This window comes from Streptomyces sp. BE303, from assembly GCF_036290945.1.
Taxonomy (GTDB): domain Bacteria; phylum Actinomycetota; class Actinomycetes; order Streptomycetales; family Streptomycetaceae; genus Kitasatospora.
Map to the genome: position 1 here is coordinate 113,347 of NZ_JAQYWZ010000891.1, position 23,454 is coordinate 136,800.

The window sequence follows — 23,454 nt, forward strand, 5'->3', positions numbered from 1 at the left end:
CAGTGTCCCCGCACGGAGCTCCGTGAAAGGCGGACGACAGGCGGGCCCCGGTCCGCGGGTCGCCCGGTCCGCCGATCCTCGGGGCATCGGCGGACCGGGCGACCGGAGGTCGACCGCGCGGGGCCGGAGGGCGACCGCGCGGGGCCGGAGGGCGGCGGGCCGGCCGCCGCACCCCGTCAGACCACCGTCGGCAGCGGCGGTTCGACCGCCAGCGGGGCGGAGCTGCGGGCCCGGTGCTGTACGGCCCAGGTGGTCAGGGCGACCGTGCAGGCGTGGTCGAGGTGGCGCAGCCCCGACCAGTCCAGTTCGACCGGACGGTCCGCCGGGAGCCGCTCCAGCGCGTCGAGCAGCCGAGGGAGGCGCAGGAAGGTCGCGTTACCGCTCAGCCGGACCCGCAGGCTGGGTTCGCCGGGGCCGTCCGCGGCGGGCGGCAGCTCCTCGACCCCGATCTGCAGGTGCGAGGTCTGCCAGGCCGACTTCACGACGGCCAGGCCGACGCCGATCAGCACTCCTTCGAACAGGTCGGTGGTGATGACCGAGACGGCCGTCACCGCGAGCACCGCCGCCTCGCCCCGGTGGTCCCGGCAGAGCGCGACCGTCCGCCGCACCGGGACCAGCTTGGCGCCCGCGTGCACCAGGACGGCGGCCAGCGCGGTCAGCGGGACCAGCCCGAGCGCACCCGGCAGCAGGGCGGTGAAGAGCAGCAGCCAGCAGCCGTGCAGCACCCGGGAGGCCTTCGTCCGGGCGCCGGCCTGGACGTTGGCGGCGCTGCGGACGATCACCGCGGTCATCGGCAGTGCCCCGAGCAGCCCGCAGAGGGTGTTGCCGACGCCCTGCGCGGTGAGTTCGCGGTCGTAGTGGGTGCGCGGGCCGTGGTGCATCCGGTCGACGGCCGCGGCGCTGAAGAGGGTCTCGGCGGAGGCGATCAGGGTGAAGGCGAGAATGGTGCCGACGCCCGCCGTGCCGGCCAGGGCGCCGAGCGCGGCGCGGTCGGGGAGCTGGACCACGTCGACCAGGGCGGCCACCCGCACCCGGGCCACCGGCAGGTCCGCCGCGGCCGTGACCGCGGCGGCCAGGCCGACCGCGGCCAGCGGGGCCGGCACCGCCCGGGCGAGCCGGGGCGGCAGGTACTTCCAGGCGACGAGGACCAGCAGGGTGCCCGTGCCGAGCGCCACCGCCGCGGGGTTCGCGACACCGGTGACGGCGTCGCGCAGCAGGGCGGGGACACCGGCGATCTTCTCGGTACCGGTGCCGGGGGCCCGGCGGTCGGCGAGCGCGTAGAGCTGCCCGAAGAGCAGGGTGAGGCCGATGCCGGCCAGCATGCCGTGCACCACCGAGGCCGACATCGCACGGAACCAGCGTCCCAACCTCAGCGCCCCCATGGCGAGTTGGAGCAGTCCGGTGAGCAGCACCAGCATCCCGAGGGCGGCGGCGCCGTACTGCTGGACGGCCTCGTAGACGAGGACGGTCAGGCCGGCGGCCGGTCCGCTGACCTGGAGGCTGCTGCCCGGCAGGGCGCCGACCACCAGGCCCCCGACGATGCCGGTGACGAGGCCGAGTTCGGCCGGCACCCCGGAGGCGACGGCGACGCCCACGCAGAGCGGGAGGGCGACCAGGAAGACCACCAGGGAGGCGGGCAGGTCGTGGCGCCAGGGCACGGCACGCAGCGATTCGACCGGGGCGTGGCGCAGGGCGCGGCGGGGGCGGGCGCGCCCGGGCGGGGCGTTGTGGCGCGGGCCGGCGGGCGGACTCTTGCGCCGGCGGGGCAGGCCGTTCACCGGACCACCGCCCCGGCACACGGGGGGAGGTCGAGGGCGGTGGGGCGGGTGGCCCCGGCGACGGGGCGCGCGGCCCCGGTCGCGGAGCAGGTGGTCCCGGCGGCCGGGGTTTCGGGCAGGGGACGGCGTCGGGGCATGGGGCGATTCCTTCCGTGCGCCCGCCACGGCGGGCACTCAGCTGCTGGGAGGGCGGAACGGCGGCGGGCGGGGCCGGCGGGCCCGGTGGGCGGGACGGGCCCCCCGCCGGGTGGTCCCGGGCGATCCCGGACGGTCCCGGGTGAAGCGGAGCGGACCGGGCGTGCGCGGACCCGGCGGTCCGGGTGCGCGGGCGGCGGCGGGTGGCGGGTCGGGGCCGGTGCGGTCGCGCGGGCGGGTCGCCCCGGCGGAGTACGGGCGGCGGCCGGGCGCACTCGGGCCCGAGCCGCCGGAGCTTCCCGCGTCGTCCTTGAGCATCCTTGGGCTTGCTGCGAACGGGACCCGAGCGCCGGAGCTCCCCCGCTCCCCGATCGGCCCTCAACCCCCCTTGCCGCGACCCGAGTTGAACATGGCAACCATGACGGGTCCGGCGTGCCACCGACGGTACCCAGCGGCCCGCGGCAGGCCAACCTCCCCCACCGTCCCTTCACGCGGGACACACGCGAGGCTCGCTTTCGGGCCGGAATCCGGGCTTCGGACGGGCACGCACGTTCGTCGGTCGAGCGCCCGGCCGAGAACTCGGCCCGACGAACGACCGGGCGGTCGACCGGGCGACGGACCGGACGGCCGCCGCGGGCCCCACCGCGCGACCGGCGGGTCGGCGACCGGAGGCGCCGACCCCACTTCCACATTCTGTTGAACCTCCCCTTGACGCCTCGACGCGGCCCGCCATACTTTGTTTCCGCATAAAGAAACCTTTCTTCCGTATGGTGGAATTCTGGAGATGAGCCCTCCGATTCCCTGCGGGCCGACGACGCAGGAGAAGTCCGATGCCTCGTATGACAGCCGCCCGCGCGGCCGTGGAGATCCTCAAGCTCGAAGGCGTCGAGGTCGCGTTCGGCGTGCCGGGTGCGGCGATCAACCCCTTCTACGCCGCCCTCAAGGCCTCCGGCGGGATCCGGCACACGCTGGCCCGCCACGTCGAGGGCGCCTCCCACATGGCGGAGGGCTACACCCGGACCCGGGCCGGGAACATCGGCGTCTGCATCGGCACCTCCGGGCCGGCCGGCACCGACATGATCACCGGCCTCTACTCGGCGATCGCCGACTCCGTCCCGATCCTGTGCATCACCGGCCAGGCCCCGGTCGCCCGCCTGCACAAGGAGGACTTCCAGGCGGTCGACATCGCCTCGATCGCCAAGCCCGTGACCAAGGCCGCCACCACCATGCTGGAGGCGGCGCAGGTCCCCGGCGTCTTCCAGCAGGCCTTCCACCTGATGCGCTCGGGCCGCCCGGGCCCGGTCCTGATCGACCTGCCGATCGACGTCCAGCTCACCGAGATCGAGTTCGACCCCGAGGCGTACCAGCCGCTGCCGGTCTACCGGCCCACCGCCAACCGCATCCAGATCGAGAAGGCCCTCGCGCTGCTCCAGCAGTCCGAACGGCCGCTGATCGTGGCCGGCGGCGGCGTGATCAACGCGGACGCCGCCGAACTGCTGCGGGAGTTCGCCGAACTCACCGGCGTCCCGGTGGTGCCGACCCTGATGGGCTGGGGCATCGTCCCGGACGACCACGAGCTGAACGCCGGCATGGTCGGCCTGCAGACCTCCCACCGCTACGGCAACGAGAACTTCCTGGCCTCGGACTTCGTGCTCGGCATCGGCAACCGCTGGGCCAACCGCCACACCGGCGGCCTGGACGTCTACACCGCCGGCCGCACCTTCGTCCACGTCGACGTCGAACCGACCCAGATCGGCAGGATCTTCGCCCCCGCCCTCGGGATCGCCTCGGACGCCGGGGCGGCGCTCGAACTGTTCGTCGAGGTGGCCGGGGAGCTCAAGGCCGCCGGCGTCCTCAAGGACCGCAGCGCCTGGGCCGCCTCCACCCAGGAGCGCAAGGCGCGGCTCCAGCGCCGCACCCACTTCGACGACGTCCCGATCAAGCCGCAGCGCGTGTACGAGGAGATGAACCGGGCGTTCGGGCCGGAGACCCGGTACGTCACCACGATCGGCCTCTCGCAGATCGCCGGCGCGCAGCTGCTGCACGTCTACCGGCCGCGGCACTGGATCAACTGCGGCCAGGCCGGGCCGCTCGGCTGGACCGTGCCGGCCGCCCTGGGTGTCGCCACCGCGGACCCGGAGGGCCAGGTCGTCGCGCTCTCGGGCGACTACGACTTCCAGTTCATGATCGAGGAGCTGGCGGTCGGCGCGCAGCACCGGATCCCGTACGTCCACGTCCTCGTGAACAACGCCTACCTGGGCCTGATCCGTCAGGCGCAGCGGAACTTCGACATCGACTTCCAGGTCAAGCTGGAGTTCGAGAACATCAACGCGCCGGAACTGGGCGTCTACGGCGTGGACCACGTCAAGGTCGCCGAGGGTCTGGGCTGCAAGGCGATCCGGGTCACCGAACCGGAGGGGCTGCTGCCGGCCTTCGAGGAGGCCAAGAAGCTGGCCGCCGAGTTCCGGGTCCCGGTCGTGGTCGAGGCGATCCTGGAGCGGGTCACCAACATCTCGATGGCCGCCGCCGACATCGACCAGGTGGTGGAGTGGGAGGAGGTCGCCACGCTCCCGGAGCACGCCCCCACGGCGATCCGGCCGCTGGCACCCTGATCCGTCCCGGCCGCCGCCGCACCCGGTCGCTCACCCGGTGCGGCGGGGACCGGGGTCGCGGCGCGGAAGGAGGCCGGGTACGGACGGCCGGGTACGGACGGCCGGACGCGGTCGGCCGGGCGCGGCGCACACCGCACCGACGGCCCGAGGCGTTCGGAACGAGGGCCGTGCGGGTACGTACCAGGGGCCGCCCGCGCGCGACCGCGGCGCGCGGGGCTCTCCGTCCCGGGAGGCCGACGCCGTGTCCTTCACCATGACCAGCTCCGAACGCGAGCGCTTCCTGGCCGCCGTCCACGTCGGCGTCCTCGCCGTCGGCGGCGCCGGTCCGGCCGGCGCCCCGCTGGCCGTCCCGATCTGGTACTCCTACCGGCCCGGCGGGCTGGTCACCGTCCTCACCGGCCGCGACTCCGCCAAGGCCCGGCGGATCCGGACGGCCGGCCGCTTCACGCTCTGCGCCCAGCAGGAGGAACCACCCTGCCGCTACGTGAGCGTCGAAGGGCCGGTGGTGGCGTTCGAGGACCGGCTCGACCCGGACGAGCGGGCCGCCATGGCCCGCCGCTACCTCTCCCCCGCCACCGTGCCGGCCTACCTGGCGGCCACCGCCGACCAGCTCACGGCCGACATAGCCATCCGGATGCGGCCCGAACGGTGGCTCAGCGCCGACTTCTCCGCCGTCGCCGAACGGCTGGCCGGACCGCCCGCCCCGGAACACCCGCGGCCCGTCGACGGTTGAGCGAGCGGGAGCGGCTACCGTTCCTGACGAGCCCGGTCCGTTACCGAAATCCGCAGACCCTCCGAAGGGGACCACACCGTGAGCCTGTACGACATCCCGCTGCGCACGCTGTCCGGCGAGGCCGCCTCGCTGGCCGACTACAAGGGCAAGGCGCTGCTGATCGTCAACGTCGCCTCCAAGTGCGGCCTGACCCCGCAGTACGCGGGCCTGGAGCGGCTCCAGGAGCGCTACGCCGAGCGCGGGTTCACCGTGCTGGGCTTCCCGTCGAACCAGTTCGCCGGGCAGGAGCCGGGCAGCGCGGAGGAGATCCAGACCTTCTGCTCCACCACCTACGGCGTCTCCTTCCCCCTGTTCGAGAAGACCGACGTCAACGGCGAGGGCCGGCACCCGCTGTACGCCGCGCTGACCCGGACCGAGGACGCCGAGGGCCAGGCCGGGGACGTCTCCTGGAACTTCGAGAAGTTCCTCGTCTCGCCCGACGGCACGGTGGCCGCACGGATCCGGCCGCGCACGGAGCCGGAGTCGGACGAGGTCGTCGCCGCCATCGAGGCCGTGCTCCCGGCCTGACGCGCACGCGCGACCCGTACGGGGAGGGCCCGGGGCACCCCCGGGCCCTCCGGGGTGCCCGCACCCGGGTCGGCGGACCGGCGGACGTCGCCGGCTCAGGAGCAGCGGTAGGGGAACGAGGTGGCCGTCGTCCGGGCCTGCGGCGAGAGGATCTCCAGGGTCGCGGTGGCCTCCAGCGCACCCCGCCCCTCGAAGCTCCAGCGCAGCACCAGTTCGGTGCGGTGGGCGCCGGAGCGGACGTCCTGGAGGATCTCGCCGGAGGTCGTGCCGTCGCTGCGCAGCCAGCGGTACCGGAGGGTGCCGGCCCCGCCGTTGGTCTCCACCGTGGCCGTGATCACCGCGGTGCCCCCGCAGCCGGGGGTCTCCTGGCCGCTGGTCACACCGACGCCGGTGACCGCGAGGTCGGGTGCCCGGAGGCGCCAGAAGAGGAGGGCCAGGACGGCCGCCAGCACCGCCACCGGCACCAGCCACCGCCACACCCGGCGGCCCCGGCGCGGCTCCTCGGCGCCGGGGACGGCCCGGCCGTGCCAGACGGCGGCGGCCTGCGGGGGGACTCCGGGACCGAAGCGCCGCAGCTCGCCCGGGGCGAACGGTCGCTCGGCCTCCGGGCCGCCGCCGGCCGGTCCCGTAGCGGGCGTTGCCGCGGCGGCCGGTCCCGCGCCGGGCGGGGGCGGGCCGGGGACGGTGCTGCCGTACGCCGGGGTCTCCATCGGCGCGGTGGTCTCCGCCGGTCGAGCGGCGCCGCCCCAGACACGGGGGTCGAGGAACGTCGCACCCGCGGCCTCGGTGGGATCGATCCGCACGGTGGCCTCGGCGTCCGGCCCGCCGGTTCCGGGCACCGGCGGCGCGGCGGGGCGGTCCGGCCGGACCGTCCGCCCCGGTGCCACCGGACCGGAGCCGAGCCGGACGGTCGCCCGACCGCCGTCCCCGCCCTCGGCCCCGTCCCCGCCCTGGGCGAGCCGGACCGTCACCTCGGCGTCGCCGTGGCCCCCGCCGGGCCCCGGGCCGAAGCTCTCCCCGCCCGGGGCGAGCCGGACGGTCCGGTCGGCGTCCGGGCCCGGGACCGGGGCGGAGTCTGGTCGGGACGTGGACATGGCTCCTCCAGCGAGCGAAATCGGGATCGGGATCGGGACGGGTCGTCCGGACGCAGGCCGGTCACGGACCGGACCGGGTGGGTGCGGATCAGCGGGGCGGGTCGCAGAGGTAGGCGGCCACGTCGGCCGACGTCCGGCCCGGCTTCGCCGCAGCCGGCATGGTGCCGACGCGCACACCCCAGGTCGGGAAGGTGTCGGCCGAGCCGAAGTCGTGCGTCCGGGTCACGGTGGCGCGACCGTCACGGACCACCACCGTCTCGGTCGCGACGGTGACCGCCCGGCCGCCCGAGCTGTGGTACCAGCTCAGCGTGAGGTCTCCGGTGCCCGCGCCCTGGGCGACCACCGTGACCGTCGCGGTCACGCTCCAGCGCCCGGCGCAGGTCAGCGAGTCGACGTTCACCGTGCCGACCGTCACCCTCGCCGGAGCGACGGTCGCGGTCGGCGCCGGACCGAGGGTCGGGCTCGGACCCGCGATGGTGGGCGCGCCGCCGACGGGCGGGGCCGACGGGGGCCCGACGGTCGGGGCCGTGGTGGGTGCGGCGGTGGGCACGCCGCCGACGGGCGGCGCCGGCGGCAGGCCGGTGGTGGGAGCGGCGGTGCCGGGCGGGAGCCCCGGCGGTGTCGGGGTCTTGCCGGTCGGCGAGGGCTTGGGGCCGCCGCCCGGACTGCCCGGGCCCGCCGTCGGCCCGACCGTCGGTACGGGCGTGGCGCCGGTGCTCGGGGCGTCCGGGCCCGTCGGCGCGGCCGTCGGAGCGGACGGGTCCGTGCTCGGGGTGTCCGGGCCCGCCGGCGGGCCGGCCGGTGAGGGGTCGCCCGCCGGGTCGGGCGCGCCGAGGCTGGTGGTCGCCTCCGGGGCGGCGCCGCCCACGACCGTGCGGCCACCGCCGTCGGCGGCCCCGGCCATGGCCATGCCCGCCAGCGTGGCGAGGGTCAGCGCGCCGGCCGCGACGCCGACGAGGGCCTTGCCGCGGGTGCCGAGCCGCACCCCGCGCCGGACCAGGGTCTCCCGGACGGCCGCGGACGGGTCAGGACCGGCCCCGCCCACGGTCCCCGCCGTCGGGGCCCCGGTGCCGCCCAGGGTGGTGTGGGCCAGCGAGGTGCCTCCGGCGGCGGCGCCCGCACCGGGCAGCAGCAGCGCGAGCAGGGCGACCAGTGCCGTCAGGTCGAGCCGTCCCTTCTCCTCCCACTGCGGTCCGTACCCGGCGGCCGCGACCGCCTCCAGCTCCTCGACGAGCGCGGTCGCGCTGTCGGGCCGGTCCTCCGGATCCTTGGCCAGGCCGGACAGGATCAGCGGCCGGACCGGGTCCGGCGCCAGCTCCGCCGGGATCGGGGCCTCGGTGTGCTGGACGGCGAGTTCGGCGATCGTGGTGCCGCCGTAGGGACGGGCGCCGGTGAGGCACTCGAAGAAGGTGACGGTGGCGGCGTAGACGTCGCCGGCCGGCGAGGCGGGCCGCCCCGCCCACTGCTCGGGCGGCATGTAGGCGGGGGTGCCGGAGACGTCACGGTCGTCACCGCTCGGCACGGCGATGCCGAAGTCGACCAGTTTGGAGGTGCCGACGGTGTCCACCAGGACGTTGGCGGGCTTGTAGTCGCGGTGCACCACGCCGGCCTCGTGCGCGGCGGCCAGGCCGAGCAGCGAGCCCTTCAGCACGACCAGGGCGGCCTCCGGCGTGGTGGCGCCCTCCGCCCGGAGCAGATCGCGCAGCGCGATGCCGTCCACCAGCTCCATCACGATGGCCGAGCCCCGCTCCCCCTCCACGTACTCGTAGAGCCGGGTGACGTGCGGGGAGTCGATGCCGGCGAGGACCTCGGCCTCCGTGCGCAGGCCGGGCGTGCCGACGGAGCCGTGGAGGTACTTGACCGCGACCGGGGTGCCGGTCACCCGGTGGCGGGCGCGCACCACCCGGCCGCTCGCCCCGGCACCGAGCTCCCGTTCGTGGAGGTACTCCGGGAGTTCCCACGGCCGTTCGTCCGAAGGCACCCGGGCGTCCCCCGCGGCGGGGACGGTCGCGCCCCCGGTCTGTCTGTGGTCCTGCTGCTTCCGGTCGTCCATCGCTTCGCGTTCTCCCCGTCGCTCCCGCGGCTCTGCGGCGTCGCACCTTACGGCACCACCGCCGCTACCTGGGACGCAGCCCGGGAACAGCGGGTTCCGGGCCCCCGGAGCGGCCAGGTCACGATTCGGGTGATTCGCACAGGGTGCCAACCGTTCGGACGCCCGGAGGGCCGACCGGTCGGACGGCGGCCGGCTCGTCGGACCCGACGCCCGGGCCCGACGCCCGGACCGACGGGGCCCGGGGGGTCACGCCAGCAGCAACCGCGTGCCCGGCGGCAGCTCACCGGCGTGGGCCGCGTCCCGCAGGTGGGCCAGCAGGGTCGTCCGCAGCGCCTCCGCGGCGCGGGTCAGCGGCACCTCCGAGTCGTGCGCCACCGCGATGCTGCGCCCCAGCCCCGGGGCGGCGAACGGGGTCACCACCAGCCCCGAGCGCGCCGCCACCATGCCGGGCAGCACGGCCGGCCCGAGCCCGGCCCGGACGAAGCCGAGCACCGCGTCCATCTCGCCTCCCTCGACCGCGAACTCCGGCTCGAACCCGGCCGCCCGGCAGGCCGCGAGGGTCGCCTCGCGCAGGTCGTAGCCCTCGCGGAACATGACCAGCGGGCGCCCGCGCAGCTCCGTCACCCGGACCTTCCGCCGCCGGGCGGGTGCCCGGCCCGCGCCGGCCCGGTCACCGGGCCCCGGCCGAGCGGCCTCGCGCTCCACCAGCACCAGCTCCTCGTGCAGCAGTTCCGTGACGGCCAGCGGATGCCCGGACCGTCCGGCCGCACCGCCCGGCCGGGTGATGACCAGCGCGAGGTCCAGCTCCCCCGAGGTCAGCGCCGGCACCAGATCGCCCGAGCCGCCCTCCCGGACCACCAGGGCCACCCCCGGGTAGCGGTCCCGGAAGACCCGCAGGACGTCCGGCACCAGGCTGGTGCAGAGGCTCGGCGGTGCCCCCAGCCGGACCCGGCCCCGGCGCAGCTGCACGGTCTCCTGGACGGCGAGTCGGGCGTTCTCGGTGTCGGCGAGGATGCGCCTGGCGAGCGGCAGCAGCGCCCCGCCGGCGTCGGTCAGGGCGATGTTGCCGCGCGTGCGGTGGAACAGCTCGGCTCCCAACTCCCGCTCCAGGGAACGGATCTGTTGCGAGAGTGAAGGCTGTGCCACATGCACCTCCTCGGCGGCCCGGGTGAAGTGACGGGTCTCGGCGACGGCCACGAAGTAGCGGAGTTGCTGGAGCTGCACCCGGCCAGGATAGGCCGCCCCGGCCGCCCGGCACGATAGCCGGGGGCTATGGTCGCGAGCCGAATCATGTCTTGGACGTACCGTCGCCGCCGTCCCTACCGTTGGCGCCATGACAACCGCGACTCGGACGGCCCGGCATCCGTCCACCCTGGCCACCCTGTGGCGGTCGACCGTCGGCAAGAAGGCGGTCATGGCCGTCAGCGGACTGGTCATGCTGCTCTACCTGGTCGCGCACATGCTGGGCAACCTCAAGGTGTTCTTCGGGCCGGAGGACATCAACGGCTACGCGGCCTGGCTGCGCACCCTCGGTCAGCCGTTCCTCGGGCACGAGTGGTTCCTCTGGATCGCCCGGGTCGGCCTGCTGGCCGCCGTCCTGTTGCACGGCGTGGCCGCGTACCAGCTGAGCCGGCGCGACCTGGCCGCCCGGCCGGCCCGGTACGCGCACCGGCGGCGGCGGGCGAGCTACGCGACCCGGACCATGCGCTGGGGCGGGGTGATCCTGGCGCTCTTCCTCGTGTGGCACATCCTCGACCTGACCACGCTGACCGTGAACCCCAACGCGGAGCACGGCAAGCCGTACCAGAACATCGTGGCCTCGTTCGGGACGTGGTACGGCTGCGGGATCTACGTCGTCGCGATGCTCGCGGTCGGCCTGCACGTCCGGCACGGCTTCTGGAGCGCCGCGCAGACCCTCGGCGCCAACAACGCCCGCCGGGACCGCGCCTTGAAGCTGACCGCCAACGGCCTGGCCTTGCTGCTGACCGTGGGCTTCCTGTCCGTCCCCGTGGCCGTCATGACCGGAGTGGTGAGTTGAGCACCGACTACAGCGACTACCGGACCGGTGAGCCGGTCGCCGACACCCGGGCCCCCGCCGGGCCGATCGAACAGCGGTGGGACCAGCGGCGGTTCGACGCCAAGCTGGTCAACCCGGCCAACCGGCGCAAGCACACCGTCATCGTGGTCGGCACCGGCCTGGCCGGCGGCGCGGCCGGCGCCACCCTCGCCGAACAGGGCTACCACGTCGTCCAGTTCTGTTTCCAGGACTCCCCCCGGCGGGCCCACTCGATCGCCGCCCAGGGCGGCATCAACGCGGCCAAGAACTACCGCAACGACGGCGACTCGGTCCGGCGGCTCTTCTACGACACCGTCAAGGGCGGCGACTTCCGTGCCCGCGAGTCCAACGTGCACCGCCTGGCCCAGGTCTCGGTGGAGATCATCGACCAGTGCGTGGCCCAGGGCGTGCCGTTCGCCCGCGAGTACGGCGGCCTGCTGGACACCCGGTCGTTCGGCGGCGTCCAGGTCTCCCGGACCTTCTACGCCCGCGGCCAGACCGGCCAGCAGCTGCTGCTCGGCGCCTACCAGGCGCTGTCCCGGCAGATCGCCGCCGGGAACGTGGAGATGCACGCCCGCACCGAGATGCTCGACCTGCTGGTGATCGACGGGCGGGCGCGCGGGATCGTCGCCCGCGACCTGGTCACCGGCGCGGTCTCGACGTACACCGCCGACGCGGTGGTCCTCGCCAGCGGCGGGTACGGCAACGTCTTCTACCTCTCCACCAACGCCAAGAACTCCAACGCCACCGCGATCTGGCGGGCGCACCGGCGCGGCGCGTACTTCGCCAACCCGTGCTTCACCCAGATCCACCCCACCTGCATCCCGCGCTCCGGCGAGCACCAGTCCAAGCTCACCCTGATGAGCGAGTCGCTGCGCAACGACGGCCGGATCTGGGTACCGAAGGCGAAGGGCGACACCCGGCCGCCGGCCGAGATCCCGGAGGACGAGCGGGACTACTACCTGGAGCGGATCTACCCGTCCTTCGGCAACCTCGTCCCGCGCGACATCGCCTCCCGGGCCGCCAAGAACGTCTGCGACGAGGGCCGCGGCGTCGGCCCCGGCGGCCAGGGGGTCTACCTCGACTTCGCCGACGCCGTCCGCCGGCTGGGCCGGGACGCGGTGGAGGCCCGGTACGGCAACCTGTTCGAGATGTACGAACGGATCACCGCCGAGGACCCGTACCGGGTGCCGATGCGGATCTACCCGGCGATCCACTACACGATGGGCGGGCTCTGGGTCGACTACGACCTCCAGACCACCGTCCCGGGGCTGTTCGCCGTCGGCGAGGCCAACTTCTCCGACCACGGCGCCAACCGGCTCGGCGCCAGCGCCCTGATGCAGGGCCTGGCGGACGGCTACTTCGTGCTCCCGCCGGTGCTCAACGACTACCTGGCCCGGGAGAGGCTCCCCGCCGTCCCGGCCGACCACGAGGAGATCGCCACGGTCGAGGCCGAGGTGACGGACCGGCTGAACCTGATCCTCGCGGTGGACGGCGACCGGACGCCCGACTCCTTCCACCGCGAGCTCGGCGAACTGCTCTGGGACGAGTGCGGAATGGCCCGCGACGCGGAGGGGCTGCGCCGGGCGCTGGCCCGGATCCCGCTCCTGCGCGAGGAGTTCTGGCGCCGGATCAAGGTCCCCGGCACCGGCGAGGAGCTGAACCAGTCGCTGGAGAAGGCCAACCGGCTGGTCGACTACTTCGAACTGGCCGAGCTGATGTGCCTGGACGCACTGCACCGGGCCGAGTCCTGCGGCGGCCACTTCCGCACCGAGAGCCAGACCCCGGACGGCGAGGCCGCCCGGCGCGACGAGGAGTTCTCCTACGCCGCCGCCTGGGAGTTCACCGGCACCGGCGAGGCGCCCGTGCTCCACCGCGAGCACCTCGACTTCGAGCACGTCCACCCCACCCAACGGAGCTACGCGTGAACCTCACCCTTCGGATCTGGCGCCAGGCGGGCCCGGACACGCCGGGCTCGATGACCACCTACCAGGTCGGCGGGATCAGTCCGGACATGTCCTTCCTGGAGATGCTCGACACCCTCAACGAGGAGCTGATCACCCGCGGCGACACGCCCGTCGCGTTCGACCACGACTGCCGCGAGGGGATCTGCGGCGCCTGCGGCATGGTCATCAACGGCCGGGCGCACGGCCCCGAGCGGACCACCACCTGCCAGTTGCACATGCGGCACTTCACCGACGGCGACACCATCGACGTCGAGCCGTGGCGCGCGGCGGCGTTCCCGGTGGTCAAGGACCTGGTGGTGGACCGCTCGGCCTTCGACCGGATCATCGGCGCGGGCGGCTACATCACCGCCCCGACCGGGAGCGCGCCCGACGCGCACGCCACCCCGGTGCCCAAGGAGGCCGCCGACACCGCGTTCGAGCACGCCGAGTGCATCGGCTGCGGCGCCTGCGTGGCCGCCTGCCCGAACGGGTCGGCGATGCTCTTCACCTCCGCGAAGGTGGTCCACCTCACCATCCTCCCGCAGGGCGCGCCGGAGCGGAGGTCGCGGGTGCGCGAGATGGTCTCCGCGATGGACGCCGAGGGGTTCGGCGGCTGCACCAACACCGGCGAGTGCGCCACGGCCTGCCCGAAGGGCATCCCGCTGCCCAGCATCGCCGCGATGAACCGCGAGTTCCTGCGCAGCTCGTTCGGCTGAACCGCCGGAGGGCCCGGGGTCGGCCGCCCGGCCGGCCGGCCGCTGCTCCGCCGTCCGCTACTCGGCCGGTCCGGCCGGGGTGGGCAGCCCGGCGAGGGCGTCCGCGAGGGCGCGCAGGTCCGCGGGCCGGACGGACGGGCCCATGGCGGCGAGCCGGAACGGCGAGAGTGCGCCGAGCATCGCCCGCAGGCCCGGGGCGGCCAGCATCGGCAGCCGCTCCAGGACGGCCGCGGCGGCCCGTTCGTCCTCCAGCAGGGTGCGCAGCGGGGTGTGCACGGAGAGCGGGGTGTCCGGGAAGTCCCCGGCCTCGGGGAGGGGTTCGGCGGAGGCGAGTGCCTGCGGGCGCTGGGCACGGACCTGGAGGTGCTCGGCCGTGACCGGCCCCGCGGCGGGCAGGCCGAGCCGTTCGAACTGGTCGGCCGGGGCGTCGGCGTCCCGCAGCGCCTGGGTGAGCAGGGCCGCCAGCTGGAGCTCCAACGCGTCGTCGACCAGCGGCTGTTCCTGGTCCGGATCGGTGTAGAGGTCGAACAGCAGGGTGCCGAAGGCGTACGGGTTGCCCCAGGCGTTGGCGGGCAGCCGCAGGACGGGCATGCCCTTGGTGAAGGGCAGCGGTCCGGCCAGGGTCGCGGGAGCCAGCTCCTGCGGCGTGAAGGGGCCGTGCATGTGGGTGGGCATCAGGGTGTGCTCGTACAGCGGGCGGTTGTCGGCGTCCTTGCAGGCGCGCATGTAGACGTACCGGCCGTCGGTGATGTTGACGTGCCCGCCGAAGACGCCGAACAGGCCGTGCAGCCGGACGGGGGTGTCGTGGGCGACGGTGTCGGCGAGCGGGCGGCCCTGCATGTCGGGGGTGCGCGGGACACCGAAGTACTCCAGCAGGGTGGGCCCGAGGTCGACGGTCTGGACGAGGGCGGCGCGGCGGCCGGTGGCACGGGTGCGCGGGTCCCAGACGAACAGCGGGGTGTGGATGTTCTCGTCGTACCAGGGCTGGATGTTCTTCCCCCACCAGCCGCGCTCGCCGAGCAGCAGGCCGTGGTCGGTGCAGACGATCAGCAGGGTGTCGTCCCAGAGGTCGTGCTCGTCGAAGGCGTCGAGGACCCGGCCGAGCGAGTCGTCGCACATGGTGAGCAGCGCGGCGTACTCGTTGCGGGCGTGTTCGACGGCCTCGGGGCTCTCCGTGACGCGCCTGTAGTCGGGCCAGTCGAAGTGCGGGCCGTCCCAGTCGTGCGGGTAGTGCTTCTTGTGCTCGGCGTAGGAGTAGAAGGGCTCGTGCGGGTCGAAGCACTCGATCTGCAGGAACCAGCGGTCCTGGTCGCGGTTGGTGGCGAGGAACTCCAGACCGGCGTCGAAGGTGCGGGTCTGCGGGTGGTCGGCGATGTCCTGCAGGTACTGACGGTTGACCCAGTCCTGGCGCCAGGCCGGGCCGGCGCGCCAGGAGAGCGTCTCGGGGATGTCCGGGTCGGCGACGTGCCCCTTCCACTTGTCGCCCTCCTGGCCGCGGAAGAACTCGTAGCTGCCGTACCGGTTGTGGTAGGTGGCGCCGCCGTCCTCCCAGTAGTGCTGGTGGTCGGTGACCAGGTGGGTGTAGACGCCGGCCTTGCCGAGGAGGTCGGGGACGGAGTCGTCGAAGGGCTCCAGCGGGCCCCAGGAGCGGTGCAGGAAGTTGTAGCGGCCGGTGTGCATCTCGCGGCGGGCCGGCATGCAGGGCATCGAGCCGCCGTAGCAGTTGTCGAAGGTGGCGGATCGGGCGGCGAGGCGGCTGAAGTTCGGGGCCAGGGTCCAGTCGCAGCCGTAGGGCGGCAGGAAGCGGCGGTTGAGGCTGTCGAACATGACCAGGACGGCTTTCACCGGGCGGAGTCTCCTTCGATGGGCGCGGGGCGGGCTTCGGCGGCGGGGTCGGGGTCGGGGTCGGCGGCGGGGACGGGGTCGGGCAGCGCGTCCCCGAGCAGGCGGCGGGTGCGTTCCAGCCAGTCGAGCCAGGCGTCGACGGCGGACGCGCCGTACTGGTGGGTGAGTTCGCGGAGCAGACGGACCCGGTGGGCGTCCGCCTCGGGGACGCCCTCGGCGAAGGCCACGGACCGGTCGCGGCCGCGCATGGTCGCCACCTGGCGCCGCCGGTAGGCGAGTTCGGTGTCGATCAGGTCGATCAGCCGGTCCGGGGCGACCAGGCCGGTGAAGTAGAACCGGGCCATGAAGTCCGGGTCCTGGAAACGGCTGGTCGGCCGGTACGGCGAACGGGCCTCGGTGACCAGCTCGGCGCGGCCGGCCCCGGTCAGCCGGTACACCTTGGCGTCCGGGCGGCCGTCGCGCGGGTCGGTCTCGAAGGCGACCCAGCCCTGTTCGGCCATCCGGTTGAGCAGCCGGTAGATCTGGCTCTGGTGGGCGTTCGAACGGACGAACTGGCCCTCCCCCGCAAGCCACTGCTTGAGGTCCCAGCCGCTGCGGGGGTGGATGGCCAGCAGGCCGAGCAGGACGTGGTCGAACTTCACCGGGGGCGCTTCCCTCTTCCGTGACGACAGCTAGGTGCATTCTCACCTAGGTGAAAAGTGCTATAGCTTGGCCCCATGAGTCAACCCCCCGCCGAACGGTCCTGCTGCCTGCCGTCGGCCCGGGCCGCCGACGCGCCCGTCCTCCCGCTCCCGCCCCGGGCCGCCGACGCCCGGCCCGTACACCCCGAAGCGGCGCTGCCCGGAGGCGTGTTCGCGATGGGGGACGCACACGACGAGGGGTACCCCGCCGACGGCGAGACACCGGTGCACGAGGTGGAGCTGGCCCCCTTCACCATCGACACCGAGCCCGTCACCACCGCCCGGTTCGCGGCCTTCGTCGAAACCACCGGCTACCGCACCGACGCCGAGCGGGCCGGCTCCTCCGCCGTCTTCGACCTGTTCGCGCTCGCCGAACCCGCCGACCTGCTCGGCCGCTCCCCCGCCGCGCCCTGGTGGCTGGAGGTCCGCGGCGCCGACTGGCGCCACCCCCACGGGCCGCTCGGGGACGCCGCCGACCAGCTCGACCACCCCGTGGTGCACGTCAGCCACCGTGACGCGCTCGCCTACTGCCACTGGGCCGGCCGCCGGCTGCCCACCGAGGCCGAGTGGGAGTACGCCGCCCGCGGGCCGCTGGCCGGCCGCCGCTACCCGTGGGGCGACGAGCTGCGCCCGGACGGCGAGCACCGCTGCCGGATCTGGCAGGGCCGGTTCCCCGACCTGCCCACCGGCGAGGACGGCTGGTACGCGACCGCGCCGGTCGGCACCTACCCGCCCAACGGCTTCGGCCTGGCCGACGTGGCCGGGAACGTCTGGGAGTGGTGCGCCGACCGCTTCGACCCCGGCTGGTACGCGCGCTCACCGCGCCTCGACCCGCGCGGACCGGAGCACTGCCCGGACGGCACCGGGCGCCGGGTGCTGCGCGGCGGCTCGTACCTGTGCCACGACTCCTACTGCAACCGCTACCGGGTGGCCGCCCGCACCGGGAACACCCCGGAGTCGACCAGCGGCAACTGCGGCTTCCGGACGGTCGCCCGCTGAGCTCCCCCGGGGGCGCGCGAACCGGTCGTGCGCGCCCCGCTTCCGCGACGGTTCGTCAGGATCGGTGCTGGGCCACCGTGATTCGCGCTACCGTGGTGCCCGCGCCAAGGAGGAACGCATATGCCCGAGGTTCAGTCCTGCTCCGGGTGCGGCGGGTCCGGAGGGACCGAGAAGACCGAGGCCACGGTCGAGCTCGATGAGGAAGGGAGCATGGTGCCGAGGATCCACACCTTCTGGTCGCCATGCGGTCGGTGCCACGGTTCCGGGACGGTGATCGTCGGATGAGGCTGGTCTTCGAATGCGTCGAGTGCGGCAGCCACTACCTGCCGCCCGAGGGGATGGCCTACCCGGACGGGCCCGCGTCGCCGCTCTGGTGCGCACGCTGCCAGGCGGTGAAGCAGGAGGCCGGGATCCGGGAGGACCCGCTGCTCGCCCGGATCGCGCTGGCGGCCGCCCGGGCCACGCGCACCGGCGCCGCACCGGAGGAGTCGACCGGCGGACGACCGGACGTCCGGCCGTCGCGGCCCCCGCTCTCCCGGCGGGCCCGTTCCGGACCCGGCGGGGTGCGCGGCAAGCTCGCCTAGAACCGCTCCGGCGGCTCGGGGGCCGTTGCGTTCAGGCCCCCTGCGGAGCGGGGACGGTCGGGTCGGTCTCGGCCAGGAATCGCCCGAGCAGGTCGGCGACCTCCTCCGGAGCGTCCTCCGGGCTGTAGTGGCCGACCCCGGGCAGCTCGACGACCCGGCCCTCCGGGAAGGCCGCACGGAACAGCGGGAGGAAGTGCCGGGCGTTCAGCGTCCGGTCCGCGGCGCCCCAGACGGCCAGCGCGGGAACGGCGGCCAGCGCGGCGCGGGCCTCGTCCGACGGCTCCTCGAACCGGTGCGCGCCGGTCGCGAAGCCCTTCGCCCAGCCGATCGCGCCGAGGCTCTGCCCCGGGGTCGGGAACGGTGCGCCGTACGCGCGGAGCCAGGTGTCGGTGATCGGGGCGGGGTTCTCGAAGCCGTTGAGGCGCAGGGTGCCGAGGACGTCGCGGCCGAGGTCGCCGAGGACGGCGTCGAGGGTGCCGTCGGCGTGGGCCCGGGCGATCCAGCGGAACCACGGGGAGTCGGCGGCGTTGGCGGCCAGCACCTCGGCGAGGTCGGGCTGGCCGAACGGGGTGGGGCCGTTGACGCTGACGACCCGTGCGATCAGGTCGGGCCGCCGGGCGGCCAGGCCCATGCCGACCGGCCCGCCGAAGTCGTGCATCACCAGGGTGATCCCGCTCAGGCCGAGGTCGAGGACGAGGGCCTCGGCATTGTCGATGTGGTCCTGCAGCCAGTACGTGCGGTCCGCGGGGGTCTCGCTCCTGCCGAAGCCCATGTGGTCGGGGACGACGACCCGGTGGGTGGGCGCGAGGCGGCGGACGAGGTCCCGGAAGAGGTAGCCCCAGGTGGGTTCGCCGTGCAGGCAGAGGACGACCGGACCGGCACCCTCGTCGACGTAGTGCATCCGGAAGCCGGGGGCACCGCTGAAACGCGGACGGTACGGGAAGGTGCCGGCGAAGGTCTCGTGGGCGGCGATCATGGCGGGCCTCTCGGAGCACAGTGGTAGCAATGTGAAACCGGGCAGGGCCGAGCCTAGACTTGCCGGTTTTTATTTGCAACCACGATGAGGGGCGCGGCCCTCACCGCACCGCCCGCGGGAGGGCCTAGAACAGCGCCTCCTGGGTGTCCGGCGCCTCCGGGCGGACCCGCGGACGCAGGGACAGCCCCGAGGGCGGTCGGCCCTGCGCCGGGGAGAGCGTCCAGCCGGTGAGCCGGCGGGTGTCGAGGAGCAGCGGCTCGGTGCCGTCGGACTGGTCGAGCAGCAGGTGGCGCCCGATCGCCGGGCGCAGCCGCCCGGCGACCACCGCTCCGGGCGCGAGCGCGTCGATCTGCCGGTAGGCGGCCGGAGCGCCGCCGGTCAGGCCGAAGACCTCGACGTGGTCGGTGACCGGGTGGCCGGCCAGGAGTTCCAGTCCGTGCCCGTCGAGCAGTCCGTGGGCCCGGGAGCGGGCCTCGGTGAGCAGCGTGCGGCGGTGCGCGAGGTCGCCGTGCTCCCACCAATGATCCAGCTTGACCCGGCTGTTGAACCGCTCGCGGGCCAACCCGGACGCGGCGACCGTGAGTTCCGCCCGGCGCACGGCGGGGAGCGCACCCCGGGCGGCGAAGGTCCAGGCCAGCGCGCCCTGTTCGAGCAGTCGGCTGGTGCCGCGCTGCTCGGCGGTCAGGCCCACCTTCAGCAGGCCCTCGCCGAACCAGGCGAGGTACAGCCGGTAGGTGCGGCCGTCGTCGAGGATCTGGTCCCGGGCCAGCGCCAGCCCCCGGTCGACGCTCTGGCAGGGCGCGCACTGCACGGCCCCGCCGTCCGGGGCGATCTCGGCGTGGTGCGGGCACGGTGTGCGCTCGTCCTGGCCCACCAGCCAGGCCCCGGTGCAGCGGCGCGGTCCGCCCAGCAGCCAGCCGACCTCGGTGCCGGGCGACGCCTCGCGCTCGTGCACCCGGCGGCCGTGGACGGCGCTCAGCACCGGTCGGCCGTCCCGCCAGTGCAGGCCGGTGGAGACCCAGCCGGTTGCCGGGCCCGCCTGTCGTTCTGCCACGTTCACCTCTCCCGTCCGAGCCACCGAGGCTACCCGGCGGGCCCGACACCGGGACACCACGGGTGGTCCGGCGGCGCCGTGGCCACCGAGGCGCGCGAGGCTGTCGGGGCCCGCCCGGGGCTGCCTTGGGCTGCCTTGGGCTGCCGCCGACCGGCTACCGTCAGGGACATGATCACCGAATCCGCCCGGCCCGGGCCCGTGACCCCCGACGACCTCGCCGCCGTACTCCGGCTCGCCGTGTCCACCCTGCGGGCCGCGCCCGCCGACGCCGACTGGTCGCGCCCGGCCGGTGCGGTCAGCTGGGACTGCTGGAGCACCGTCGAACACCTCGCGGACGACCTGCTCGCGTACGCCGCCCAACTCGGCCCGGCCGAGCCGCCGCAGGACCGCTACGTGCCGTTCCTCTCGGTGCGGCGCTTCCCCGGCGGGCCGAACAGCTTCGTCTTCGTCGACCGTGACGGCGGCCCGGCCGCGCTGATCCAGGTCCTTGAGGCGAGCGGCGCCCTGATGATCGCGATCGCCCGCACCGCCGCGCCCGGGGTACGGGCCTACCATCCCTGGGGGCTGGCCGACCCGGCCGGATTCGCCGCGATGAGCCTGGTGGAGACGCTGGTCCACCTGCACGACGTCGCCGAGGGGCTCGGACTGCCCTGGCGACCGCCGGTGGACGTCTGTCACCGCGTCCTGGCCCGGGTCTTCCCGGACGTCCCGCTCGACGACGCCGCCGGTGCCTGGCCCACCCTGCTCTGGGCCACCGGCCGCACCGGACTGCCGGGCCGGCCGCGGCGCACGGAGTGGCGCTGGTACGCGGAGGTACGGGCGGACGCACCGCCGGTCTGAGCCGGCGCACCGCCGGCGGCCCTGCGGCGGGGGCGGGGGCGGCCCGACGGCGGGGGCGGGGGCGCCGGGTGACACCGCCTCACCGCCCCGCAGGACCGCAGGTCGCGGGCGCTTTGCGCGGTCCCCCCGTCCACGTTCTATTGTGGCGGCGCGGCGGCGGCGCGGCCGGGAGACGGAAGCGGCGCCGGACGGGCGTGGAACGAAGGGGTGGACGTGGCGGGGCGGCGGAACAACGGGGTGCTGGCGGTCTGGGCGGAGGCGCAGCGACAGGAGCAGCGCCGGGAGGAGGCCCGGTGGCGCGCCCAGGCCACCGAGCAGCGCCGACGTGAGCGGGAGGAGCGGGAGGCGCAGAAGGCCGCCGCCCGCGGCGAGCGGGAGGCGCAGCGCGCGTACCAGCAGGGGCGGGAGGCGGAGGCCGCCCGGCGGACGGCCGAACTGGATGCCCGGGTCGCCGAGTTGAGCGGTCTGCTGACGGCCGGCCTCGGGCGGCCGGCGTTCCGGCCGCAGGCCCTGCTGGCGGCGCGCCCGGTGCCGGCGTTCGAACCGGGCCGGCTCGGCGAGCCGGTGCCGATGCCGGACCAGACGCGGTACCGGGTACAGCCGCCGGATCCGGTGCAGGCCCGCAACCCGGGCGTCTGGCAGCAGTACGAGCAGTACGCGGCGCAGGCCCGCGCCCGTTTCGAGCAGGACTGGTACGCGGCGCAGGCGGCCGAGGCGGACCGGCAGCGGCGCCTCGCCGAGTACCACGGGCAGTACCTGGAGTGGGTGGCCCGGTTCCGCCGGGAGGACGAGGAACGGGCGGCCGGGACGGAGGAGTTGCTGCGCCGGCTGCGCTCCGGCCAGGCCGAGGCGGTGCAGGAGTACTTCACCGCCGTGCTGTACGCCTCGGCCGCCTGGCCGGAGGGGTTCCCGCACCGGCTGGTGGCGGCCTGGGAGGCGTCCAGCCGCCAGCTGGTGGTGAACTGGGAGCTGCCGGGCCCGGAGGTGGTGCCGGCGGCGGGCCGGGTGCGGTACGTGCGGACCGACGACCGGGAGGCGGAGGTGGCCCGCCCGGCGACCGAGCGCAAGGCGCTGTACCGGGAGGTGCTGGCGCAGAGCGCGCTGCGGGTGGTGACCGAGCTCTACCGGGCGGACGGGGACGGGCTGCTGGCCTCGGTGGTGCTCAACGGGTTCGTCCAGGGGATCGACCCCGCGACCGGCCGGGAGGCCGAGCGGTTCCTGACCACGGTGACCGTGGACCGGGCCGAGTTCGCCGGGCTGGCGCTGGACCGGGTGGCGGCGGTGGAGTGCTTCCAGGGCCTGGGCGGTGTGCTGTCGGCCCGTCCGGAGCGGCTGGACGAGGTGCGACCGGACCGGCTGCCGGAGACGGTCGGCGGCAGCGTGGCGGGGCAGGGCGGCGAGGACGAGCCGGACCTCTTCGCGATGGACCCGATCGAGTTCGAGGAGCTGATCGCCGAGCTCTTCCGGCTGCGCGGGTTCCGGGTGATGACCACGGCCCGCAGCGGCGACGCCGGGGTGGACGTGGTCGCCGAGGACCTCGACCCGGTGACCGGTGGACGGATCGTCATCCAGGCGAAGCGCTACCGCTCGACGGTCTCCCCCACCGCCGTGCGCGACCTGGACTCGACGGTCCGCCACCACGGCGCGATCAAGGGCATCCTGGTGACCACGGCCGGCTTCGGACCGGGCTCGTACGAGTACATCCGCAACAAGCCGCTGACGCTGGTGAGCGGGCCGGAGCTGGTGGAGCTGCTGGCCGAACAGGGGCTGCGCGGCCGGCTGGGCGACGGGAGCGGACCGTCCGGCGGCGGCCGGGCCGGGGACGGTACGGCGGGTCGCGCTCCCTCCGGCAGCGGTCCGGCGGGCGGCCCGTCGGCGGACGCCGCCTCAGGGAGCGGGCCGGCGAACGGCCGGCGGCCGGGCGACGAGCCCTCGGCGGAGGACCACGCCACCACCGTGGCACTCTCCTGGCGGAGCCGGACGGCCGGCGGCGACGCGGTCGAGCTGGACGTCTCGGCCTTCCTCTGCGCGGGCGGCAAGGTGCTGAGCGACGAGCACTTCGTCTTCTTCAACAACCCGCAGGACCCCGACGGCGCCGTCCGGGTGCATCCCACCCGCTCGGTGTCCGGGGAGCCGGTGCGCCGGGCCGAACTGACCCTGGAGCCGGGGCGGCTGGCGCCGGGCGTGGACGAGGTGGTGGTCGCGGTCTCGACCGAGGAGGACGACCAGCCGGCGCTGCCGCTCGGCTACGTGCACGGGCTGTCCGCGGCCGTCTCGTTCGGCCCGGACACCACCGGGCCGGCGGCCTGGACGGCCGACACCGGCGGGGTGCCGGAGACCGCGCTGGTGATCGGCTCGTTCCAACGCCGGGGCGGCGTCTGGCGGTTCACGCCGAGCGGGACGGCGGTGCCGGACGGCCTGGCCGGACTCGCGGTGCGCTGGGGCGTCGCGATCGAGTAGGGCCGCCGTCCCCCTCGGGGTCGAGGTCATACCTGAGGACGAGAGAGCCCCCCGCCGGGACGCCGGGACGGCGGGGGGCCTCCGTACCCGGGGCCGACATTCCGGACGCGGACGGGTTGCGAGAATCGAACGGAACGCAATCGTCCGTTTCGTCCACAGCCCTCAGGAGTCCTCCGTGACGATGTCCGCAACCGCCGTCCGCACCGGCCGGGCGGCCGCCCGCGCCACCGGCCTCAACAAGGTCTACGGGGAGGGCGAGACCCGCGTCGTCGCCCTCGACAACGTCAGCGTCACCTTCCCGCAGGGCGAGTTCACCGCCATCATGG

General features: G+C 75.0%; 18 protein-coding genes and 1 pseudogene. 11 read left to right on the forward strand and 8 right to left on the reverse strand.

Translation table 11 applies throughout. The features are described 5' to 3' along the window. Positions 1 to 176: 176 nt before the first annotated feature. Positions 177 to 1,691, reverse strand: a complete 1,515-nt coding sequence (locus PUR56_RS34155; protein ID WP_329951808.1) for a SulP family inorganic anion transporter — start codon at positions 1,689 to 1,691, stop codon at positions 177 to 179. 1,052 nt (positions 1,692 to 2,743) lie between these two features. Here PUR56_RS34155 and gcl point away from each other — a divergent pair. From gcl to PUR56_RS34170, 3 genes are all read left to right on the forward strand, one after another. Then, complete coding sequence (gene gcl, locus PUR56_RS34160) at positions 2,744 to 4,525, forward strand: glyoxylate carboligase (protein ID WP_329951793.1); 1,782 nt, start codon at positions 2,744 to 2,746, stop codon at positions 4,523 to 4,525. 241 nt (positions 4,526 to 4,766) lie between these two features. Continuing rightward, positions 4,767 to 5,258 carry a pyridoxamine 5'-phosphate oxidase family protein gene (locus PUR56_RS34165; RefSeq protein ID WP_329951794.1) on the forward strand — a complete coding sequence of 164 codons (492 nt, stop codon included), beginning with the start codon at positions 4,767 to 4,769 and terminating at the stop codon, positions 5,256 to 5,258. A 78-nt stretch (positions 5,259 to 5,336) separates the two neighbouring features. Then, positions 5,337 to 5,825, forward strand: a complete 489-nt coding sequence (locus tag PUR56_RS34170) for a glutathione peroxidase (RefSeq protein ID WP_329951795.1) — start codon at positions 5,337 to 5,339, stop codon at positions 5,823 to 5,825. Positions 5,826 to 5,920: 95 nt separating this feature from the next. Here the strand turns inward: PUR56_RS34170 and PUR56_RS34175 are convergent, their stop codons facing one another. The 3 genes from PUR56_RS34175 to PUR56_RS34185 all read right to left on the reverse strand — a co-directional run bounded on the left by PUR56_RS34175 (position 5,921) and on the right by PUR56_RS34185 (position 10,196). After that, positions 5,921 to 6,919, reverse strand: a complete 999-nt coding sequence (locus PUR56_RS34175; protein ID WP_329951796.1) for a hypothetical protein — start codon at positions 6,917 to 6,919, stop codon at positions 5,921 to 5,923. Between the two features lie 88 nt (positions 6,920 to 7,007). After that, entirely contained in the window at positions 7,008 to 8,972 is a 1,965-nt protein-coding gene (locus PUR56_RS34180) for a serine/threonine-protein kinase (RefSeq protein ID WP_329951797.1), read from the reverse strand. 246 nt (positions 8,973 to 9,218) lie between these two features. Beyond that, complete coding sequence (locus PUR56_RS34185) at positions 9,219 to 10,196, reverse strand: LysR family transcriptional regulator (RefSeq protein ID WP_329879284.1); 978 nt, start codon at positions 10,194 to 10,196, stop codon at positions 9,219 to 9,221. A gap of 109 nt (positions 10,197 to 10,305) precedes the next feature. Between PUR56_RS34185 and PUR56_RS34190 the strand changes: the two genes are divergently transcribed. The 3 genes from PUR56_RS34190 to PUR56_RS34200 are packed head-to-tail and all read left to right on the forward strand — an operon-like array spanning position 10,306 to position 13,690. Continuing rightward, a complete protein-coding gene (locus PUR56_RS34190; RefSeq protein WP_329951798.1) occupies positions 10,306 to 11,010 on the forward strand; it encodes a succinate dehydrogenase cytochrome b subunit in 705 nt (234 codons plus the stop codon). Beyond that, positions 11,007 to 12,956, forward strand: coding sequence for a fumarate reductase/succinate dehydrogenase flavoprotein subunit (locus tag PUR56_RS34195; protein WP_329951799.1), 1,950 nt, complete (start codon positions 11,007 to 11,009; stop codon positions 12,954 to 12,956). The genes PUR56_RS34190 and PUR56_RS34195 overlap by 4 nt, the downstream gene beginning before the upstream one ends. Beyond that, the gene (locus PUR56_RS34200; protein ID WP_329879287.1) at positions 12,953 to 13,690 is read left to right on the forward strand and encodes a succinate dehydrogenase/fumarate reductase iron-sulfur subunit; all 738 of its coding nucleotides are present in this window, start codon (positions 12,953 to 12,955) and stop codon (positions 13,688 to 13,690) included. The genes PUR56_RS34195 and PUR56_RS34200 overlap by 4 nt, the downstream gene beginning before the upstream one ends. Before the next feature lie 57 nt (positions 13,691 to 13,747). On the opposite strand, the gene PUR56_RS34205 is transcribed toward PUR56_RS34200, so the two are convergent. After that, the gene (locus PUR56_RS34205) at positions 13,748 to 15,535 is read right to left on the reverse strand and encodes a sulfatase (protein WP_329951800.1); all 1,788 of its coding nucleotides are present in this window, start codon (positions 15,533 to 15,535) and stop codon (positions 13,748 to 13,750) included. Then, a complete protein-coding gene (locus PUR56_RS34210; protein ID WP_329951801.1) occupies positions 15,532 to 16,176 on the reverse strand; it encodes a PadR family transcriptional regulator in 645 nt (214 codons plus the stop codon). The genes PUR56_RS34205 and PUR56_RS34210 overlap by 4 nt, the downstream gene beginning before the upstream one ends. A 75-nt stretch (positions 16,177 to 16,251) precedes the next feature. On the opposite strand from PUR56_RS34210, the gene PUR56_RS34215 reads away from it, so the two are divergent. Together PUR56_RS34215 and PUR56_RS34220 are read left to right on the forward strand one after the other, a co-directional pair. Then, complete coding sequence (locus PUR56_RS34215; RefSeq protein WP_329951802.1) at positions 16,252 to 17,214, forward strand: formylglycine-generating enzyme family protein; 963 nt, start codon at positions 16,252 to 16,254, stop codon at positions 17,212 to 17,214. Positions 17,215 to 17,495: 281 nt separating this feature from the next. Continuing rightward, complete coding sequence (locus PUR56_RS34220) at positions 17,496 to 17,798, forward strand: hypothetical protein (protein WP_329879291.1); 303 nt, start codon at positions 17,496 to 17,498, stop codon at positions 17,796 to 17,798. A gap of 31 nt (positions 17,799 to 17,829) precedes the next feature. Here PUR56_RS34220 and PUR56_RS34225 read toward each other — a convergent pair whose 3' ends face one another. Then, positions 17,830 to 18,774 carry an alpha/beta fold hydrolase gene (locus tag PUR56_RS34225; protein WP_329951803.1) on the reverse strand — a complete coding sequence of 315 codons (945 nt, stop codon included), beginning with the start codon at positions 18,772 to 18,774 and terminating at the stop codon, positions 17,830 to 17,832. Between the two features lie 124 nt (positions 18,775 to 18,898). Then, positions 18,899 to 19,828, reverse strand: a complete 930-nt coding sequence (locus PUR56_RS34230) for a DUF2797 domain-containing protein (RefSeq protein WP_329951804.1) — start codon at positions 19,826 to 19,828, stop codon at positions 18,899 to 18,901. Positions 19,829 to 19,996: 168 nt separating this feature from the next. Between PUR56_RS34230 and PUR56_RS34235 the strand changes: the two genes are divergently transcribed. From PUR56_RS34235 to PUR56_RS34245, 3 genes and pseudogenes are all read left to right on the forward strand, one after another. Next, on the forward strand, positions 19,997 to 20,668 hold the full coding sequence (locus tag PUR56_RS34235) for a maleylpyruvate isomerase N-terminal domain-containing protein (RefSeq protein ID WP_329951805.1): 672 nt from the start codon (positions 19,997 to 19,999) through the stop codon (positions 20,666 to 20,668). 213 nt (positions 20,669 to 20,881) lie between these two features. Continuing rightward, positions 20,882 to 23,128, forward strand: a complete 2,247-nt coding sequence (locus tag PUR56_RS34240; RefSeq protein ID WP_329951806.1) for a restriction endonuclease — start codon at positions 20,882 to 20,884, stop codon at positions 23,126 to 23,128. 175 nt (positions 23,129 to 23,303) lie between these two features. Beyond that, a pseudogene (locus PUR56_RS34245) lies at positions 23,304 to 23,454 on the forward strand (ABC transporter ATP-binding protein); the annotation flags it as partial.

Coding starts and splice junctions, on each gene's coding strand:
- PUR56_RS34180 (WP_329951797.1), bottom strand. CDS start 8,972: ATGGACGACCGGAAGCAGCAGGACCACAGACAGACCGGGGGCGCGACC.
- PUR56_RS34190 (WP_329951798.1), top strand. CDS start 10,306: ATGACAACCGCGACTCGGACGGCCCGGCATCCGTCCACCCTGGCCACC.
- PUR56_RS34225 (WP_329951803.1), bottom strand. CDS start 18,774: ATGATCGCCGCCCACGAGACCTTCGCCGGCACCTTCCCGTACCGTCCG.
- PUR56_RS34220 (WP_329879291.1), top strand. CDS start 17,496: ATGAGGCTGGTCTTCGAATGCGTCGAGTGCGGCAGCCACTACCTGCCG.
- PUR56_RS34215 (WP_329951802.1), top strand. CDS start 16,252: ATGAGTCAACCCCCCGCCGAACGGTCCTGCTGCCTGCCGTCGGCCCGG.
- PUR56_RS34235 (WP_329951805.1), top strand. CDS start 19,997: ATGATCACCGAATCCGCCCGGCCCGGGCCCGTGACCCCCGACGACCTC.
- PUR56_RS34175 (WP_329951796.1), bottom strand. CDS start 6,919: ATGTCCACGTCCCGACCAGACTCCGCCCCGGTCCCGGGCCCGGACGCC.
- gcl (WP_329951793.1), top strand. CDS start 2,744: ATGCCTCGTATGACAGCCGCCCGCGCGGCCGTGGAGATCCTCAAGCTC.